General features: G+C 55.9%; 18 protein-coding genes. 3 read left to right on the top strand and 15 right to left on the bottom strand.

What is annotated here, in order from left to right:
* A partial coding sequence (locus C0623_14605; GenBank protein PLX97819.1) for a hypothetical protein occupies window positions 1-194 on the bottom strand: 194 nt, incomplete at its 3' end.
* Window positions 195-212: 18 nt separating this feature from the next.
* Between C0623_14605 and C0623_14600 the strand changes: the two genes are divergently transcribed.
* The gene (locus C0623_14600; GenBank protein ID PLX97822.1) at window positions 213-407 is read left to right on the top strand and encodes a DUF4177 domain-containing protein; all 195 of its coding nucleotides are present in this window, start codon (window positions 213-215) and stop codon (window positions 405-407) included.
* Here the strand turns inward: C0623_14600 and C0623_14595 are convergent.
* Window positions 404-586 carry a hypothetical protein gene (locus C0623_14595; protein ID PLX97818.1) on the bottom strand — a complete coding sequence of 61 codons (183 nt, stop codon included), beginning with the start codon at window positions 584-586 and terminating at the stop codon, window positions 404-406. The two genes, C0623_14600 and C0623_14595, sit on opposite strands and share 4 nt — an antisense overlap.
* Before the next feature lie 293 nt (window positions 587-879).
* Here C0623_14595 and trpS point away from each other — a divergent pair, with 293 nt between their 5' ends.
* Entirely contained in the window at window positions 880-1,836 is a 957-nt protein-coding gene (gene trpS, locus C0623_14590) for a tryptophan--tRNA ligase (protein ID PLX97817.1), read from the top strand.
* Window positions 1,837-2,018: 182 nt separating this feature from the next.
* Here the strand turns inward: trpS and lon are convergent, their stop codons facing one another.
* From lon to C0623_14525, 13 genes are all read right to left on the bottom strand, one after another.
* Window positions 2,019-4,457, bottom strand: coding sequence for an endopeptidase La (gene lon, locus C0623_14585; protein ID PLX97816.1), 2,439 nt, complete (start codon window positions 4,455-4,457; stop codon window positions 2,019-2,021).
* Window positions 4,458-4,550: 93 nt separating this feature from the next.
* Window positions 4,551-5,429, bottom strand: a complete 879-nt coding sequence (gspN, locus tag C0623_14580) for a type II secretion system protein GspN (protein ID PLX97815.1) — start codon at window positions 5,427-5,429, stop codon at window positions 4,551-4,553.
* The gene (locus C0623_14575; GenBank protein PLX97814.1) at window positions 5,429-5,956 is read right to left on the bottom strand and encodes a hypothetical protein; all 528 of its coding nucleotides are present in this window, start codon (window positions 5,954-5,956) and stop codon (window positions 5,429-5,431) included. The genes gspN and C0623_14575 overlap by 1 nt, the downstream gene beginning before the upstream one ends.
* A complete protein-coding gene (locus C0623_14570; protein ID PLX97813.1) occupies window positions 5,953-7,350 on the bottom strand; it encodes a hypothetical protein in 1,398 nt (465 codons plus the stop codon). Before C0623_14570 ends, C0623_14575 begins: the two co-directional genes overlap by 4 nt.
* Window positions 7,350-8,270: a hypothetical protein gene (locus C0623_14565; GenBank protein PLX97812.1), complete on the bottom strand. Its 921-nt coding sequence runs from the start codon at window positions 8,268-8,270 to the stop codon at window positions 7,350-7,352. Before C0623_14565 ends, C0623_14570 begins: the two co-directional genes overlap by 1 nt.
* Window positions 8,271-8,876 (bottom strand): hypothetical protein, encoded by a 606-nt coding sequence (locus tag C0623_14560; GenBank protein ID PLX97821.1) that lies wholly within the window; start codon window positions 8,874-8,876, stop codon window positions 8,271-8,273. It abuts the gene before it with no gap.
* The gene (gspI, locus tag C0623_14555) at window positions 8,876-9,304 is read right to left on the bottom strand and encodes a type II secretion system protein GspI (GenBank protein ID PLX97811.1); all 429 of its coding nucleotides are present in this window, start codon (window positions 9,302-9,304) and stop codon (window positions 8,876-8,878) included. The genes C0623_14560 and gspI overlap by 1 nt, the downstream gene beginning before the upstream one ends.
* Window positions 9,305-9,319: 15 nt before the next feature.
* Window positions 9,320-9,895, bottom strand: a complete 576-nt coding sequence (locus C0623_14550) for a hypothetical protein (GenBank protein PLX97810.1) — start codon at window positions 9,893-9,895, stop codon at window positions 9,320-9,322.
* Window positions 9,804-10,235, bottom strand: coding sequence for a type II secretion system protein GspG (gene gspG, locus C0623_14545; GenBank protein PLX97809.1), 432 nt, complete (start codon window positions 10,233-10,235; stop codon window positions 9,804-9,806). Before gspG ends, C0623_14550 begins: the two co-directional genes overlap by 92 nt.
* Before the next feature lie 186 nt (window positions 10,236-10,421).
* Entirely contained in the window at window positions 10,422-11,633 is a 1,212-nt protein-coding gene (gspF, locus tag C0623_14540) for a type II secretion system protein GspF (GenBank protein ID PLX97808.1), read from the bottom strand.
* A 1-nt stretch (window position 11,634) separates the two neighbouring features.
* Window positions 11,635-13,326: a type II secretion system protein GspE gene (gspE, locus tag C0623_14535; GenBank protein PLX97807.1), complete on the bottom strand. Its 1,692-nt coding sequence runs from the start codon at window positions 13,324-13,326 to the stop codon at window positions 11,635-11,637.
* A gap of 151 nt (window positions 13,327-13,477) precedes the next feature.
* Entirely contained in the window at window positions 13,478-15,433 is a 1,956-nt protein-coding gene (gspD, locus tag C0623_14530; GenBank protein PLX97806.1) for a type II secretion system protein GspD, read from the bottom strand.
* Window positions 15,420-16,289, bottom strand: coding sequence for a hypothetical protein (locus C0623_14525; GenBank protein ID PLX97805.1), 870 nt, complete (start codon window positions 16,287-16,289; stop codon window positions 15,420-15,422). Before C0623_14525 ends, gspD begins: the two co-directional genes overlap by 14 nt.
* A gap of 205 nt (window positions 16,290-16,494) precedes the next feature.
* Between C0623_14525 and C0623_14520 the strand changes: the two genes are divergently transcribed.
* The gene (locus C0623_14520) at window positions 16,495-19,164 is read left to right on the top strand and encodes a DNA polymerase I (GenBank protein ID PLX97804.1); all 2,670 of its coding nucleotides are present in this window, start codon (window positions 16,495-16,497) and stop codon (window positions 19,162-19,164) included.
* The last annotated feature ends 43 nt before the right edge of the window (window positions 19,165-19,207 follow it).

The following is a 19,207-nucleotide window of genomic DNA, read 5'->3' as shown; positions in this document are numbered from 1 at the left end:
TTTTTCTTTTTCAGTTCAACGATATCTTCAAGCGGGATCTGTTCGGCCCGTAATTCGCGTGAGACAATTGCCATGTTGCTGAGGATAATTTTTATGTCGGCTGCGTTGTAGCGTTTCAGCATCGGTGGTGAGATCGAAACAATGCCGTTGCTGATGTCCTGGGCTATTTTTTTTGGATTGCCACTGATTGCCATTCTGGTATTCTCCTGATGATGAATGTTGAAGCTAAAACTGAATACAAGGTGATCGAAACCAGTACCGTCTCCGACGACACCCTGGAGCGCATTATCAATGAATGGGTTGCGCAGGGCTGGAACTATGACGGCATGCAGTTTGCGATGAGCGAGAGCAGCAAGCGCCCGGCGATGGCTTTTGTCCTCTTTACCAGGGAAACGTCGGCGAATTAAACGCGATCTTTTCCTCCTCGGAAATCCTTGAAGCTGACAGTCTTCTTCGGGTCGGATGAAGGGGATGCCCCGCAACGGCTGCAGATCGGCTCACCCTGTTCTTCTTCGAGCGGATCAGCATGACTTAACTCGACCGGCTTCCCCCGGCAGCTGCAATACCATTTCCTGGTCGTTTCCATTCTCTGCTCCCCAGTCAAGAAATTGATTATTTCTTTCATTATGACACCGGTCATCCGGTAAGCAAGCTGTTTCGTGACTATTGACGAAGCATACTCATCCTGCTAATTTACAGCACCATGAAACTGTCCGGTTAATGCAATGATAATTTTGCGCCGTCTTTTGAATCAATACAATCGGGCGTTGTTTCTCGCGGGTCAGTAACTGATCTGGATTCAGGATCAAGATTCAAATACCGCCGATCACTAATCGATCGCGGTTTTTCATTTGTTCCAACTTGAAGGAGACTCCTCACATGCGCGTCCTATCCGGTATCCAGCCTTCCGGCGCTCTGCATCTCGGAAATTTTTTCGGGATGATGGACAAGATGATCAAATACCAGGAGCAGGAAGAACTTTTCTGCTTTATCGCCAACTATCATGCCATGACATCGCTGAGTGATGGCAAGGCGCTGGCCCGTGGCACCCTGGAAGCGGCCGCCAGCTTTATTGCCCTCGGCCTTGACCCTGAGAAAAGCACTTTCTGGGTGCAGTCGGACCTGCCCGAGGTCCAGGAGCTGACCTGGTATCTTTCTAACTTCACGCCGATGGGTCTGCTTGAACGCTGCCACAGCTACAAGGACAAAGTGACCAAGGGGATAGCCGCCAATCACGGCCTGTTCGCCTATCCGGTCCTGATGGCCGCCGACATCCTGCTCTTCCAGAGCAACAAGGTGCCGGTCGGCAAGGATCAGAAACAGCACGTCGAGGTGACGCGCGACATCGCGATCAAGTTCAATAACGAATACGGTGAAATCTTTACCCTCCCCGAACCGGAGATTGATGACGAGGTGGCGACCGTCCCCGGACTCGACGGTCAGAAGATGAGCAAGAGCTACGGCAATACGATTGATCTCTTCCTCGAGGAAAAGGCGTTACGTAAACAGGTCATGCGGATTGTCACCGATCCGACGCCGGTCGAGGAACCGAAAGATCCCGACACCTGCAATGTCTACCAGATCTATTCGTTGTTTCTGGACAAGACCGGCCAGGCTGATTTGCGCAAACGGTACGAAGCGGGCGGGCTCGGATATGGCGAGGTTAAACAGGAGCTGTTTGAAACCATCCGCGATACCTTCGAGCCCTATCGGCAGAAAAGGGAAGACCTGCTGGCTGATCCTGCCGGGTTGCGCGACACCCTGGCAAAAGGCGCCGATAAGGCGCGCTACGCGGCCTTGAAGACGCTGCGCAAGGTCCGCAAGAAGGTCGGGTAGGCTTACTGATTTTTATTCTGTAAAAAAGGGCCGCACGACCGGTCTTTTTTACAGGTTGACATATATGGAAATATGAATTAACTTATATTTATCTTCTTTTCTTTCCGTTTAACGAAACCCGCAGCGAGATGACTTGCTGCGGGTTTCTATTTGCTTGAATCTGTCCTGGTCTGATTATTGAGTTATCCTGTTTTTTTCGGTTTTTTGCCGAAAGCAACCTGGTAAACATCGTCGTAGGTTTTGGCGAAATGGACTTCGAGCCCTTCCTTGAGGTAATCAGGTAGCTCGTCGAAATCGGCCCGGTTGCCGTTCGGGAAGATCACCGTGTTCAGGCCGGCACGCCGGGCCGCGATGGTCTTCTCCTTGACTCCGCCGATCGGCAGGACCTGCCCGGTCAGGGTCAACTCGCCGGTCATGCCGAGTTTATCGAGAACCGGCTGACCGCTAATCATCGAGATCAGGGCCGTCGTCATGGTGATACCGGCTGACGGGCCGTCTTTCGGGGTCGCTCCGGCCGGTACATGCAGGTGGACATAGTGGTTGTCAAAGAAACCGTTCGGCACCCGGTAACGCTCACCTTTAGCCATAACGAACGAGTAGGCAATCTGGGCGCTTTCGATCATAACGTTGCCGAGCTGACCGGTCTGGCGGAATCCTTTCGCCTTGGCCTCGACAGCTGTCGCTTCAATCTGTAAAGTGGCACCACCGAGGCTGGTCCAGGCGAGGCCGGTCGAGACTCCAGGGGTATTGGCAAAGACCTCTTCGGAAGTAAAAATCGGCTTGCCGAGACATTCTTCAACATCCTTTTTGTTTATCGTTATTTTGTCAAGCTGCTCTTCGGCGAAACGCATGGCGGCCTTGCGCATCACTTTTTTGATTACATTCTCGAGACCACGAACCCCGGCTTCACGGGCATAGCCGTCAATCATCTCAGTTAATGCCGCCTTGTTAATGGTCACCTGAGTTTTTTTCAGACCATGTTTCTTCATCACCTTCGGCACCAGGTAGCGTTTGGCAATTTCCAGCTTTTCGCGCAGGATGTAGCCGGAGAGCCGGATCACTTCCATCCGGTCAAGCAGGGGGCGCGGAATCGTGTCGAGCTGGTTGGCGGTGGCGATAAACAGGACATTAGACAAGTCGAACGGAACATCCAGGTAGTGGTCTCGGAAGGATGAATTCTGTTCCGGATCGAGAACTTCGAGCAAAGCCGAAGCCGGATCACCCTGGAACGAAGCGCCGACCTTGTCGATTTCGTCGAGCATGAGTACCGGATTGGCGGTACCGGCGCTTTTGATCGCCTGGATAAACTTGCCCGGCATCGCCCCGATGTAAGTTCGGCGATGCCCCTTGATCTCGGCTTCATCGCGCATGCCGCCGAGGGAAAAGCGGTAAAAGGAACGGCCGAGTGCTTCGGCGATGCTGTGGCCGATCGAGGTTTTACCAACCCCGGGAGGACCGACCAGGCAGATAATCGATCCGGAAATTTCGCCTTTCATTTTGCCGACGGCGATAAATTCGAGAATCCGCTCCTTAACGTCTTCGAGACCATAGTGGTCGCGATCGAGGAGCTTGCGGGCGCGATCGATGGCAAAAGAATCCTTGCTGAAGCGGCCCCAGGGGAGGATGGTCAGCCAGTCGAGATAATTGCGGGAGACATTATATTCCGGTGACGACGGCTCGATCAGGCGGAACTTCTCGATCTCTTCGTCGATGGCCCGTTGCGCTTCTTCGTTGAGGGTCAGGTTTTTGATCCGTTCCTCAAATTTTTCGATCTCGGTCGTTTTACCTTCTTTCTCAAGGCCAAGTTCCTGTTTGATCGCCTTGAGTTGCTCACGCAGGAAAAATTCGCGTTGCTGGCCGGTAATCTTCTCCTCGATCTGCTGGGAAATACGACTCTGCAGCCGTGATACTTCCAGCTCTTTCTTGAGCAGAACCAGGACCTGATCGATGCGGTGCCGCACGTCAAAAGCTTCGAGAATCTTTTGCAGCTCCTGACCATCGGCGCTGGTCAGGTTGGCGGTAAAATCGGCGAGACGCCCGGGATCTTCCATGCTCGAGCGGTTCAGGAATAGCTTGATCTCTTCACTGTACAGCGGATTGATTTGAACCAGTTCTTTCAGGGTCGATATGATCGCCATTGAGTAGGCCTTGAGTTCCGGATTGGAACTGTACTCGGCCTCAAAGTTATAATTGACTCGGGCGTACATCCCATGCTGGTTTTGCAAGGCGTCCTTGATGGTAAAGCGCTCGAGGCAGTTGATCAGAAAGTGTGCCGAATCGTCATCAGAATGAATGACCTTGACAATTTTACCGGCAACACCGACCTGATGCAGATTGTCCGGCGAGTCTTCCTGGTCGAGATGCCTGGCCAGGACCAGCCCGAGGGCCTTACTGCTGCTTTCGGCCGCTTGTTGAAAGGACAAGACTTGATCCGGATCATTCAGGACGATCGGAACCAGAATCCCCGGGAAAGCCGGTCGGGGGCGAACCGGAACGATCGGCAGGGATTCCGGCAGGATGTCCCGGGCCAGAACCAGACTGTCGCCGGACGGGACTTCGCCGTTGGCGGTTATGTTGTCGGAATTGTAATTGTTGAAATAATCCTTTTCGTTATCTGACATTGACGCCTCATGCAATCCTGAAGGGTTTCAGGCAGTTAATTCTCCTGTCTATTAATTTACGAGCTACAGCCGATTTGGCAAGTCTGAAATAGACTATCTGATATTCGGTCTGGCCAGGGAGCCACTTATCGTCAATTTGCGGGAGGCATCCGGACCGGCGGAACCGAGCAGGTCAAACAGCGAACGGAGCGACTGGTCGAGCCCGGTTGTGGGCTGAACCTGGAGCGTCAGGTTTAACCGGGTCGCCGGCAATGACCGGCCGAATGAGAGGTTGCCGCTCAGTGAGGCCCGAATGTCGCCGCCGCTCAGTGAGGCTCTCTCCAGGTCAAGCTTGCGCCCTTGTCCATTCAGGGTCAGTTCGAGGTTGCCGAGGGCGACCTCTGCAGCTGAAAAGCCGACCTTTTCGAGCCCTGTCAGATTCAGGTTCTCGGCCACGACCTCGATTCTGGTTCGGCTGTCAGGCTGGGTCGGAACTTCGGTTTCAAGGCGGGCCGAGCGGATGACGCCTTTGATCTTTAATCCGGAAAATTGCTGAATCGGCTCATCGAACAGATAATTATCAATGTCGATCTCGGCTGGCCCGCGCTGTTTTACCGAGCCGCTGATTTTTCCGTCGCCGGTCCGGGCGTTAAAACTGATTCCCGGATTGCCGAAGAGGGCCGAAATATGGGGCGACATTTCAACCGAATCAAAAAAGATTTGCGGAATCGACCGGTCGTTCATCCTGATCCGGATATCCCTGGCGGTCAAGCCGAATGGCAATGAAAGCGCCGCCGATTTAACCGAGACGGCGCCGGAGATATTCCTGTTCAGTTCAAATTCGAGTCGGCGCTGAAGTGCTTTTTCCGGAAAGGCAAGGTACAGCCCGAGCAGGACCATGGTCAGTCCGAGAAAAACATATCCAAGGATGGCCGCAACTCCACTCAGATTTAACGGCAGATATTGACTCAGGTTTTTAAGTCTGTTTCTCATCAGGAACCTGGCTTTGGTGTTTCAATTCGGAGTTCGGCATCAATCTGGCTTGAATCATCGAAACGCTTTCTGATTTTCATACTGGTGACATTTAGCAGTGTCGGGGAAGATTCAAATGCCCGCAACAGGTTGATCAACTGACCGAGATCAACGCGTTCAATCCGCGTTGCGACAATTTCAACCGACATTTCGCCGCGTACGCTGGCCGGTTGCGGTTGCATCGAAGCCAGCTTGTCTCGCATCCCGAGTCGGGTGACAATCGCCTCGATAGACGAGAAGGATGAAGCATTGTCGCCCCGGGCCAGCTTCTGTTCACGCCGGGACAGGTCTCTTTGCAGAACCCTGTAGTCCTGTTGCAGCTGCCTGAGTTCGGCCAGCTGTTTTTCTCCGGATGAAATTTCCAGCTCAAGATTCTCGATGGCTGAGCGATAGGGCAAAACAATTCCGAAGACGCAAAACAGAACGAAAAGAATAATCGCACCACCGATCAGGGCCGCCTTGTCCCGTTGGCTCAGGTCCTTTATCATTGCGCACCTTCCTTGCCGGCGAACCCGAGGTCAATCCGGAATTCGATCTGCTTGCCGTCGATACTGGTTTTGGCCTGACCGATCCGGGGCGAACTGAAAAGAGTGCTTTTGCCGAGCCCCGCAGCAAGCTGGTCAACCGTATCGAACGACGGTGCCTTGCCGGTCAGACGGATTCCGGTTTCATCATAATTGAGCTCCTCGATAACAGTCGAACTGTTTTCCGGCAGAGCTTTTGAAATAGCGGCCAGCGTCGGTAATGGCCCGGCCCCGGGGGCTCCGAACTGATTGCTCCTGTTGCGAGCTGCATTGAGGCGGCTGGTCATGTGCAGCAGAACATCTTTCGGGGTTTCATTTGCCCGGGGAAAGGTCTGCCGATAAATCTCCTGCATCTGCTTTTGCATTTGATCAGCAATCGCCGCCTTGCCGGTATAGGCAAGCCAGGCGCCACCGATCAGCGTCGTCAACGCTATCGACAGCAGCGCCGTAATGGCGATCAGCTGTTTTTTATAGGGTGCGAGGCTGCCCCTATAAGCGTATTCTCCCTGTCGCAAATTGTAGCTTCTGCGCGGTTTAGCGGCAAGTCGAGCCAGGGCCAGGGCCGGGATGTATTCAGGTGCCAGGCGTTCTCCTTCAAAATACTCTTCCGGAATTTCTGCCTCCGGGAATTCGGCACGGATCGCTTCCTCAAGTTCTTTATCAAGCCCGGGGCCGAACATCCGGATCGGCAGATTGTCGCGGCCGACCCGTTTCTGCAGGGTGTGGATATCGCGACCGATCTGGGCGATCGTTTCAGACGCTGATCGGATATCGCTGCGGATCAGAATCCGATGGCCCCGGGGCTGACCATGGTGCAAAAGCAGTGAAGAAATTTCATGTGAACGGATATCGAGCAGAATCGCTTCGTCCGGCAGCCCGACGAATCCATCGGCATAGGCAAACGGCAAGATTCCGAGATGACGTAACGGCAGTTGCTCATTGTTAAATGGGTCGAGAAAATCGGTGATGGTTTCTTTCGGAACCGCCAGGCCGGTGGTTTGGTAACCCTGATTTTCCGACGCCACCGGATCAAGTGAGGTGACAAAATAATCGTCAAGGCTGATCGGTAGCCGGGCACCGAGCTCCAGGGGAACGGCCGACGCGATTTTTCTACGGTCGCCGAAAGGGAATTCAAGGTTGCGAGTCAGGCCGACCGATGCCGGCAGGGCTGCGGCCAGTCGGGAGTTGGTCGAATCCCACTCTGCCAGAATTGCGGCAATCATGGCGGCGCATGCCTCGGTTGATGCAGCCTCTCTCTGGATAAGGGCAACCGGCTTGAGGACGCCACTCTCTTCTTCAAGAGCGACCATCCGCAAAAGACCGTTGTCGATATCAGCACCTATAAACGTTCTGGCCATTAAAGAACTCTCTTGTAAAGAATACGGTTTCCATCCTTGGCGATGTTGGCGTGGATGGTTCTGCGTCCGTCATTGACAAAAGCGGTCGCCTCGACCATGTAGCGTGAACTTTTGACATCAAGATAAAGATATACGAAACCGTACATTGTTTCCATCCCCGGCAGCTCTTTCAGCTCATTCAGCGACATGAAGGGTTTCGCCCTCCGCGCTTCAACAATCAGCTCGGCCGTAATCTGGTCCATTTCGGCGACCAGAGTCTGCAGCACTTCCGTGGTTGCAGTGTTGACGTTGACCTTGGCCGAACCGTAGGTTGTGACGTGCGGTTTCAGTTGTGCAATGAAAGAACGCTCAAAGCCCGTGATCAGATGCAGTTCTTCAATACTATCGAGTGGGCCGTTCTTGCAGTTGTAGGGCTGCGCCAGCGAACGATAATAATTGCTTTCGGCGCCGCCCGGCTCAATCTGATCATCGGGATCAATCCAGTCGATCAGGGCATCGGTCATCTGCTCCGGAGCGGGTGCACCGAGCAGTCCGAAAAGCCGGATTGCCCGGTCCTTGAACAGCGGATCAATATTGCCGGCTGCCGTGACCAGACGGTTCAGATCAAGGCGTCCGCCGTGGTCTTCCACCATGATGCTGATGTTGCCGCTGCCGACCGGGTAGCCCTCGATCCCCTGGGCCCAGAGTTCGTCCGCGGCATCATAGCCGTTTGTATCATCCTGCAGAATAATCTGGCCGGCCCGGATTCCTCCTTTTGCCAGGTAGGTCGCCCGGGTCGTGTCGCGAAAGGTTTCTGCGAGGCGCAGATCGACCAGCGTTGAAAAAGAAAACTCTACCAGGATTGTCACCAGCAGGGTGACAACCAGAAGTACGACCAGCAGGACCATGCCCCGTTCATTTTTTCGGATCTGAAGATTCATTTACTCATCACCGATTGTCCAGACCGTTCGGAAATCATTGCCGGTTTCGATATCGCCAAACCGCAGTGATAGTGCGACTGCTTCGGGTAAACCTTGCGTCGACAGCGAGTCCCATCGGTTTAACCAGTCACCGTTGTTCAAAAAAGAGATCTCGATTTCGGACAAACCGTCGGCCAGTCGATAGGCTCGACCGGTGTCAAAATCAAGAGCGCTTGTTTCGGTCCGGGTCAGCCGATAGGCGTTATCGTCGGCATCCCGGTCAACCTCGAGTCGATAAACAACCCGTGCCGGAAGACCTGGCTCACGGGCCAGCGGTGTGCTCGCCGTCGTCGTAAAAACAAGAAGCTCCATATCACCGCCGCCGAGACCGCCACTGAACCGGGTCCGTTCGTCGGAAGCGACATAATGCAGGCTGAGCAGCTCGCGCCCGATCCGTTCAGTCACGATCCGGGCAATGTGGTGCCGGGCATTGCTGACAGCCAGCTTTTCCCGGGCGATCGAAGCCGAACTGACCGTTTGGTAGACGGCGGTCAGCATCAGGGCGGTCACGGTCAGTGCCACCAGGAGCTCAACCAGGGTCAAACCGCTGTCGCTTCGCATCTGCATCAATTGAAAAGGAAGGATGTCAACGTGACATCCTCGTTGCTCCCTGCTTCGCCCCAGGCGACGGTTACGGTCACTTCGCGAACCGCAGCCAGCGGCGTCGTGTTGAATTCGACCTGCCAGCGGTAATTATCATAGGGCGGCTCAAATGTCCCTTCATCTCCACTCTGGTTGGCGGCGTAGTTCAATTCTGTCTCGCTCATCTGCTGCTGTGCCAGCATTGTCGCCATGGTGAGCTTCTGTTGCCGATCGGCCGCATTGATCGTTCGCGCCTGCAGACCGAGAAGCGAGACGAGCACGGTGGCGACAATCAACAGCGCGATGACAACTTCAAGCAAGGTGAAACCAGGCTGCCCCGAAGGCTGCCCGCTCTGTCCCCGCTCCCTGCTGTTTTCCGTATCGAACCTGGTCAAAATCACTTGCTCCTTCAGCTGATGCCAGTCGGCTCAGTCGAACTCCTTGTATCCTTCGTGTACGTCGGTCACGCCGGTCAGTGGCTGCAGGTGCAGGGTCAAGGTCCGGTTGCTGTTTTTGAGATGGATAACCGTTTCCTCCATCCAGCCGACCGGAAAGATCCTGCTGAACAGCTGGCCGCTGGTGACCTTGTTCTTTCCCGGAACCGAGACATCGACAATCGTAACCGAGCCGCCGAGTTCGTGGTCACGACCGCTGTCGGTCACCACCGTCAGTTCGCCGTCGGGGTCGAGTTTGCGTCCGCCGAGGCTGTTGTTGTCAAGGTCGAAGGCGAGCCGGTGTTCGAGACCGCTCAGCGCCGCCTCGTTGTAAAGATATCGGACCATTCCGGCGATTCGCCGCGCCGTTGCCTCGAGCCGGTTCTCGCCGATCGCCGGCAGCTTCGGAATAACCAGTCCGAGCAGCAGCCCGAGCAGGGCGATCACCAGGGTCAGCTCGATCAGGGTGAAGCCCGATTCAGTTGAGGTTCCAGCTCTCGATGTCAGCATCGTTCCCTTCACCTCCCGGTTCGCCGTCGGCACCGTACGAGATGATGTCGTAGGTGTCATGAGCACCGGGTGACAAGTAGACGTAGTTTGCTCCCCATGGATCGACCGGTACCTTTTTCAGATAACCATTTGCGGCGAATTTTGCCGGGATCCGTCCGGTTTCCGGCTTCTCGACCAGGGCTTTCAATCCCTGATCGGTCGACGGGAAGAAGCCATTGTCGAGTTTGAACAGGGCCAGGGCCTCCTCGATCGACTTGATGTCGACCGTCGCCTTGGTCCGGCGTGCCTCTTCCGGTCGATCAAGGAAACGGGGGACAACGAGTGCCGCGAGGACACCGAGGATAACGACCACGACCATGATCTCGATCAGGGTGAATCCGCGTTGATCTTTAATATTCATATTTCAGCTCCTGTTAAATTCTTTATTAACGCAAAGACGCAAAGTCGCTAAGAAAAGAAAAAATAATAATAAACTCATATAATAGATAACTACTCTTACATTACTCTTCCTCTTGTAAGCATTCAGGTATATTAGGTTTTTCTTTGCGTCCTTGCGCCATTGCGTTAAGAGTTATTGCAGTTGTTTTTATCCGAATCCCGAGCTCGCCTCAAATATCGGCAACAGGATGGCGATGACGATATAGCCGACACTGCAGCCCATGAAAAGAATCATCAGCGGTTCGAGCAGGGCGAGCAGGCTGCCGATGGTCAGCTCCGACTGCTGTTCATAGGTGGTGGCGGCGCGCAGCAGCATCACATCGAGCTTGCCGCTTTTTTCACCGACGGCGATTAGCCGGGTCAGCATCGCTGGAAAATGGCCGCTGCGCTGAATTGAACCGGCCAGGCTCTCTCCTTCGCGGACGGCGACCACCGTCTCTTCTATGGTCCCCTGCAACAGTCGATTATCGAGCAGCCCGGATGAAATTTCGAGGGCCTTTGGCAAAGCGACGCCGGCCCGGGTCAGGGCGCCCAAGGTGCGGGCGAAGCGAGCGGTTGCCAGTTGCAGGGAGAGCTTGCCGAAAAGCGGCAACTGCAGACGTCGGCGGTCGAACCAGAGCCGGCCGGCCGGGCTGTTGAGATAACGCTGCAAGGCAAACAGGCCGCCGCCCAACACAATCAACAGCAACCACCACCACTCGGCGAGCAGATTGCTGCCGCCGATCAGCACGGCGGTCGGCCAGGGCAGGGCGCGGTCCATCTCCTCGAGCATCCGGGTCACTTTCGGCAGGACGAAGGTGATCAGGAAAAAAAGGACGGCGCTGCCGATCAGCGCCATCAGCAGGGGATAGGTCAGGGCGGCCTGGATTTTTGCCTGGATGCGGGCCGCCTCTTCGTAGTAGTCGGCCAGTTGTTCCAGGACCTTGTCGAGATCGCCGCCGCTTTCACCAACGGCGACCATGTTGATGTAGAGTTCGGGGAAGATCCTCTCTTCGGTCGCCAGCGCCGCGTGTAGCTCCTCGCCCTGAACGACCAGGTCACGCACCCGTTCGATCGCCCGTTGCATCTGCTGGCTTTCCAGCTGCTCGCCGACGGTGGCCAGGGTTTCGTTCAACGGGACGCCGGCGCCGAGCAGGGTCGCCAGCTGCCGGGTGGTTGTCGCCAGGTCGAGTGGACTGACCCGGCGGGTGAAGAGTCGCCGTCGGGATCTGCTGGTGGCATTGTTCTCTTCGGCGACGTCGGTCGGGTAGATGCCGCGGTCACGCAAGAGACCGAGAGCGCCATTACGCCCGGCCGCCTCAATGGTACCGGAGACCCGCGAGCCGGCCGAGTCGAAACCGACGTAGGAGAAGAGCGGCATCTCAGGTCTCCTCCTGGGTGACGCGCAGAACTTCTTCGAGCGTTGTTTCTCCGGCGAGGATGCGCTTGATTCCCGATTCCCGGAGCGGCGTCATCCCTTCTTCTATCGCTTTTTTACGGATCGCGGCGGCATCATTCTTGGCCTGCAGCATTTCCCGGATCGAATCAGTCATGGTCAGCAGTTCAAAGATGCCGACCCGGCCGCGGTAGCCGCTGCCATGACACTTTTCGCAACCGATGCCACGCTTCAGGGTAGCGGTTGCCGGGATCAGGTCAGCCAGTCCGGCCTCTCTGATCAGTTGGCGATCCGGTTTGTAGTCTTCGGCGCAATCGGCACAGACCTTACGTACCAGGCGTTGCGCCAGAATGCCGACAATCGAGGAGGCGGCAAGAAATGGTTCAACGCCCATTTCCACCAGTCGGGTCAGGGCCGAAGCGGCATCGTTGGTATGCAGGGTTGAAAAGACCATATGGCCGGTCAGGGCCGACTGTACCGCTATTGTAGCGGTTTCGGCGTCGCGGATTTCACCGACCATGATGATGTCGGGGTCCTGGCGCAGGGTCGAGCGCAGGCCGGCGGCAAAGGTCAGGTCGATCCGGGGATTGACCTGGATCTGGCCAACTCCGGCCAATCGGTATTCGACCGGATCCTCGACCGTGATGATATTCTTCTCGCGATCGTTGAGGCGGATCAGTCCGGCATACAGGGTTGTCGTTTTGCCCGAACCGGTCGGGCCGGTGACCAGGAAGATTCCGTGGCTTTTGCTGATCATCGATTCGACCGATTTCAGGCTTTTATCAGCCAGGCCGAGTTCCTCGAGCGACAGTAGATCATCAGAACGATCGAGCAGCCTCAGCACGACCCGTTCACCAAGATCGGTCGGCAACACCGAAACGCGGATATCGATTTTCTTGCCGGCGATCTGGACATCGAAGCGGCCATCCTGGGGCAGGCGCTTTTCCGCAATATCGAGATGCGACAGGATCTTGATCCGGGAGACGATCGCCGAGTGCGCCTTTATCGGAGGTTGCAAAACCTCGTGCAGGATGCCGTCGATCCGGTAGCGGACAAAGAGTGATCCTTCCGCCGGTTCGATATGGATGTCGCTTGCCTTCTGCTTGTAAGCCTGGGTCAGAAGGCTGTTGACGAAACGGATGATCGGAGCTTCATCCGAGGAGTCAATCAGGTCGCTCGCCTCAAGCGATGTGTCCTGCTCATTGGTTGCGCCGATATCGACCATGACCTTGTCGGCCTGCTCGGAATGTTTTTCGAAGTGCCGGTTGATCGCCTGCCGGATTTCACCCTCGGTGGCGACATACAGCTGCAGGGGGCGCTGGTAAAGGGCGGCGAGGTCATTGATTACTTCATCCCGTCCCGGATCAGCGAGCGCCAGTTCGAGATTGTCTTCGGATATCGCCAGCGGATAGATGAGATGTTCCCGAACATAAGAGATCGGCATCTTTTGCAGCAATTCCTCGTTGTCGCTGTCAGCCGGAATGCTTTCGAGAAAGGTCAACCCCTGCTGAATGGCCAGGGCCTGTGCCAGGGTTGTTTCCGGCAGGGCGATCTCACGCCGGAGGATTTTGCCGAGCGGCTCGGGATTCGCCTGCTGCGACACCAGGGCATTATCGATCGCTGCTGCCGCAACGTCAAAATCATCCTGCAGTATTTCGCCAAGAAGTTTCCAGCTCATCGGATCTTCAGTTCCTCTGGATGTCTTCGTCGATCGTCTGTTCGACCGGGTCGCCGTTCAGATCATTTTCGATCTGCTGAACCGGTTGGTCGAAATTAACCTTCTCATTCCGGTAGCGCTCCATCGCTGCCCGCGACTTGTTGGTGATCATTTAAAGGTCATCGGCGGTGCGGATGATGTGCGGTGTAATGAAAATCAGAAGATTGGTTTTCTTCTCAATCACATCCTTACGCTTGAAGAGCCAGCCGAGAATCGGGATGTCGCCGAGTAACGGAACCTTGGTGATCGTGTCCTGAATATTGGTGCTGATCAGGCCGCCGAGCGCTATGGTTCGACCGTTTTCGGCGATCACCGTGTTGCGCAGCAGCCGCTTGGTCAGGGTCGGTCCGATCTGGTCATTGGTCGAGGCAACGTCGGTGATCTCCTGATGGATGTTGAGCCGGACTTCATCTCCCTCGGTGACCTGCGGCGTGAAGCGGAGGGTCAGGGCGGCATCCTGCCTCTCGATCGAAACCGACTGGGCGAGACCGCCGGAACCGCCGGTGTCGGTCAATCGTTCAGTGATGACCGGGATGTTCGACCCGATAATGATTTCGGCCTCCTCGTTATCGGAGGTCAGAAGCCGCGGTGCCGCCAGGATGTTGACGTCGCCGTCCGACTGCGAGAGGTCGATCAGCACCGAAAGAGCCGGAACAGTGATATCGATCCCATCGGGCCCGGTAATCGTCGTCGGGTTAAGGAAACCGCCGGCCATCAGGCCGTTGACCGCCTTGCCGAGAACCGACGGGATGCCAGATCCGTCATCTTGGAAATCGGTCAGGTTGACGGCGTTGGTCGTCGGGTTCGAATTCAGGTTACTGCCGCCGATAATACCGCCGTCACCATCCCGGTTGGCACCGGCACCGACGATCGAGATACCGAGATTCTTGGTCGCATCAAGCGACAGCTCCATGATCAGCGCCTCGACGAAGACCTGTTTGCGCTTGATGTCGAGCTTGGAAACGATCGACTTGATGATCTCGAACTCTTCCGGCCGGGCGTTGATGACCAGGGAATTGGTCGGCTTGTCGGCGGTAATGGTCACCTGCTTCAGGTTGACCGGTTGCTGTGTATTCTGGGCGGTGCGTTCCTGGCGCGCCTTCTGGCTGATTCCGGTAAGGATTTCGTTGAGGGTGCCGGCCAGGCTGGTCGCATCGGCATTCTCAAGGTAATAGACATTTATGTAGGAACGGTCGTCCGGCGGCGACTGGTCAAGCTGCTCAACCAGGCTGCGAATCGTCTGCAGTTCGCCCTTGGCGGCAATGACGATCAGGGCATTGGTCCGGGGATACGGGATGACCCGGGTCGTCTCGCTGTCACCCGCCTGGGCTGCCTGGGCTGCTCTCCGGCCGCGTGCGGCCGGGGTGACAGCGCCGCGACTCAGCAATTGCGTGATGATATCGGTCAGCTCTTCGGCGCCGGCATACTGCAACGGAATAATCTCAATCTGTTCGAGGGTGGTCGGCACATCGAGCTGGCGAATGATCTGGACCAGCCGCTCGATGTTCGCCGCATTGTCGGTAATAATCAGGGTGTTCGACGGACCGTAAGCAGCGACATGGCTGGTTTTCGGTACCAGATCCTTGAGCACCGCGGTCGCCAGGTCGCCGGCATCGACATATTTCATCCGGATCAACTGGGTGACGTACTGTTCGCCGGAAGGGACCGTGGTTCCGGTCGGCAGGTTACTCTCCTTGGCAATGCGGATCGGAACGATCTTGTTGGTCCGGCCGGTCGGCACCAGGGTGAACCCCTTGACGCTGAGAACCGAAAGGAAGGCCTCGTATGCTTCATCCGGCGACATCCTTTCCGGGGAGATGATGCTGACCTTTCCCTTCAGGGTGTCATCGTAAATAAAGTTTTTGCCGGTCATCTCGCTGATCGTCTGGATCAGATCGGTGAGCTCGACATCCCGGAAGTCGATGGCGATCCCTTCGGCCTGCGGTTCGGCGGCGAGAGCGCTTGAAGCGATCCCCCATACAAGGCATGCCAGAACAAATATCCGGAGAACACGATACGTCATGTTCAATCTCCTTTGTGCTTCCATGTGGAAACTAGTTGACTTCATAATCAAAGGTCAGGTTTTCGTTTCCTCTCTCGAGGTCGACTGTTAAACGTTTGGCCTCACGCAGCTGCTGAAAAATCTGCAGAGCCTTCTCCTGCGAGTTGAGTTCGACGCCGTTGACCCGCCTGACCTTGTCGCCGCGGCGGATGCCGAGCTGGGCCAGCAGCGACTTCGGCCGGACCATCTTGACGATAAACCCTTCGGTCTGTCCATTGACGATATTCGGTTCCATGCGGGCAGACTTGAGGAGCTGGTTGAGGTTGCTTCGGGCTTTTTCGACTTCATCGCGTGCCACCGTCCAGCGGTTGTCGCCGAGACTGCGAATACCGCCGCCGGTCGGTGTCGAGGTTCTTGCGGTGCTTGCCAGCTCCGGCTTGACGATAACCAGTTTCGCCCGGCTGCCGTCGGCACGGGTGATAATCGCCTCGTTGCGCGAAACCTCCAAAAGTTGCCCGCCGCCCGGGATTTCGTCGCCGATGCGGTAGACCTTGACCTTGCCGCCAGACTCGATCAGCGCCAGCGGATCATTACCGCCGTCGACCGTACCGAACAGTTTCAGGTCGCTGGCGGTCACGACGTTCACCGGAGCGCTGGTTTCGCGAGCCGGTTGCTCCGGTTCCTGTTCCTGGCCGCGCATCGCCGGGTCGAATATGTTTCTGTCGAGGATCAGGCCGGTGTCAACGGCGACAGTTCGGGGCGTACCGGCGCGGTCGGTATTGCCGGCTGCCGGACCAGAGGCTTCCTCCGGTTGCAACAGGACCCCGGCCAATTGTGCGCAAAAATACCCGATTGACAGTCCGCAGATGCAGATTGAAGCGAGTACGAAAATTTTGACCTGTTTTGGCTGCAGTGCAAGCATAAAAAAATCCACAATTGATTAGCTACCAATAATATTCACATTATAGCGAAAAAGCAAGGAAATCAAATAAGTTACAAGCGTAAACTGAGATATTGGAAGAGCCATGGTCGGTGGATTCAGGCTGATCCAAGTTTGATCCTGTATTCGTTTACCTTTAATCGTAATTATGAAATAATCCGACCAACCACTTCCTGGAGTCAATTGCATGTCAGAATCAACTGGAAAACTCTATCTCATCGACGGTTCTTCCTATATTTACCGGGCCTATTATGCGGTGCGCCATCTCAGCAACAGCAAAGGTGAGCCGACCAATGCCGTATTCGGCTTCGCCAACATGCTGCTGAAGATTCTCCGGGATGAAAAACCTGAGCATATCGCGGTGGTTTTCGACAGCAAAGCACCGACTTTTCGCAAAGAGATGTATCCCGAATACAAGGCGAATCGGGCGGCGATGCCGGACGACCTGGTGCCGCAGATTCCGCTGATTAAAGAGCTGGTTGCCGGTTTCAATATCCCGTGTATCGAAAAGCCGGGGTATGAGGCCGATGATATCATGGCGACCCTGGCCAAACAGTTTTCCGCCGACAACTATGATGTCGTTGTCGTTACCGGCGACAAAGACATGATGCAGATTGTCTCCGACAAGGTGAGCCTGCTTGACACGATGAAAGATAAGCGCTCGGGGCCTGAAGAGGTCGCCGAACGGTTTGGCGGAACGCCCGACAAGGTGATCGAGGTTCAGGCCCTGGCCGGTGACAGCTCCGATAATGTCCCCGGTATTCCGGGGATCGGCGAAAAGACGGCAGTCGCTCTGATCAAGGAGTTCGGTACAGTCGAGAACCTGCTGGCCAACCTTGACCAGCTGAAAGGCAAGCGTCGCGAAAACCTTGAAAACTTTGGTGACCTGGCACTGATTTCGAAAAAACTGGTCACCCTGATTGATGATGTGCCACTTGACGGGGATGAAGATTATCCCCTGGGTGAACCGGACAATGACGCATTGACCGATCTGTTCAAGCGGCTCGAATTCTACAAACTTCTGCAGGAGTTTTCGGTAATCGACCAGGCTTCCGGCGAGAATTACCACTGCGTGCTCAACCAGGAGCAGTTCGATGCGCTGCTCGGCAAGCTCGAATCGGCCGACCGCTTCGCCTTCGATACCGAAACCACCAGCCTGATCGCGACCCGGGCCGACCTGGTCGGCTTCTCGTTTGCCGTTGAACCGGGGGAGGCGTGGTACCTGCCGGTCGGGCACAGCTATCTCGGGGCCCCGGATCAGCTCGATCGTCAGCAGGTAGTTGATACCCTGAAGCCGCTACTCGAAAATCCGGACAAGGCGAAGATCGGTCAGAATGTCAAGTATGACGCCCTGGTCCTGCGCCGTGGCGGAATCAATATCAAGGGGGTGACCTGCGACACCATGCTCGCCTCCTACCTGGCTAACCCGGCATCCAAGTCACACGGCATGGATGCCCTGGCCGCCGACCTGCTTGACTATCGGACGATTCCCTACAGCGAGGTTGCCGGCAGCGGCAAAAAACAGATCTGTTTCTCGGAAGTCGAGATTGAAAAGGCGACGGTTTATGCTGCCGAGGATGCCGATATCACCCTGCGCCTCGCCGAGAAGCTGGAGCCGATGGTCAAGTCCGAGGAGCAGGAGCGGCTGTTTCACGATGTCGAGATGCCGCTGATGGAGATCCTCACCGACATGGAGTGGACCGGCGTCCGCATCGATGCCGAATTCCTCGGCGGATTGTCGGTTGAGATGAAGGGGAAACTGGCCGAGCTCGAAGAAGAGATCCATGCGCTGGCCGGCGTCAACTTCAATATCGGTTCCCCCAAGCAGCTCGGCGACGTGCTGTTCGAGCATCTGCAGCTGCCGCGCGGCAAGAAAACCAAGACCGGCTGGTCGACCAATGTCGAGGTCCTGACCAACCTGGCCCAGGAACACGAGATCGCCGCCCGGATCCTCGATTATCGTTCGGTTTCGAAACTCAAGAGCACCTACAGCGATGCCCTGCCGAAGATTGTAAATCCGGAAACCGGACGCATTCACACATCTTTTAACCAGGCGATTACGGCGACCGGACGGCTTTCATCGAGTGAGCCGAATCTGCAGAATATCCCGATCCGGACCGAGGAGGGGCGGCGCATCCGCGAGGCCTTCATTGCGTCGGACGGCAATATCATCATATCGGCCGATTACTCGCAGGTCGAGCTCCGGGTGCTGGCCCACATGGCCGACGAACCGACCCTGAAGGAGAGCTTCGCCGCCAACGAGGATATTCACGTCCGCACCGCCAGCGAGGTCTTCAACGTGTTTCCGGAGATGGTCACCCCGGAGCAGCGGCGCCAGGCCAAGACCATCAACTTCGGCGTGATTTACGGCATGGGTGCCTTCAGTCTCGGCAAGGATCTCGGCATCAAGCCGAAGGAGGCACAGGTTTTTATTGATAACTACTTTGCCCGTTATTCTCACATCAAAAGTTTCATGGAGAGTTGCCGCGAGGAAGCACGGGCCAGAAAGTATGTGACGACCCTGCTCGGCCGGCGCTGCGCGATCCCGGAGATCGACAGCAGCAACGGGGCGGTGCGCAGCTATGCCGAGCGCAACGCTATCAACTACCCGATCCAGGGCTCGGCCGCCGATATCATCAAGGTCGCGATGATCAATATCGCGCGCCGCCTCGAAGAAGAAGGGCTCAACGCAAAGATGGTGATCCAGGTCCATGACGAACTGGTCTTTGATGTGCCCGCGAGCGAGGCTGATACAGTCAAGTCGCTGATCAAGGAAGAGATGGAAAATGCCGTGCCGATCTCGGTGCCGCTGCTGGTTGAAGTCGGGGCCGGCAAGAACTGGCACGAGGCGCATTAGCTTGACTTATATGCGAAAATCTCCGATTCTGTAGTGAATAATA

It is taken from the genome of Desulfuromonas sp., assembly GCA_002869615.1.
Taxonomy (GTDB): Bacteria; Desulfobacterota; Desulfuromonadia; order Desulfuromonadales; family UBA2294; genus BM707.
This window is presented reverse-complemented; position numbering and strand designations above follow the sequence as displayed.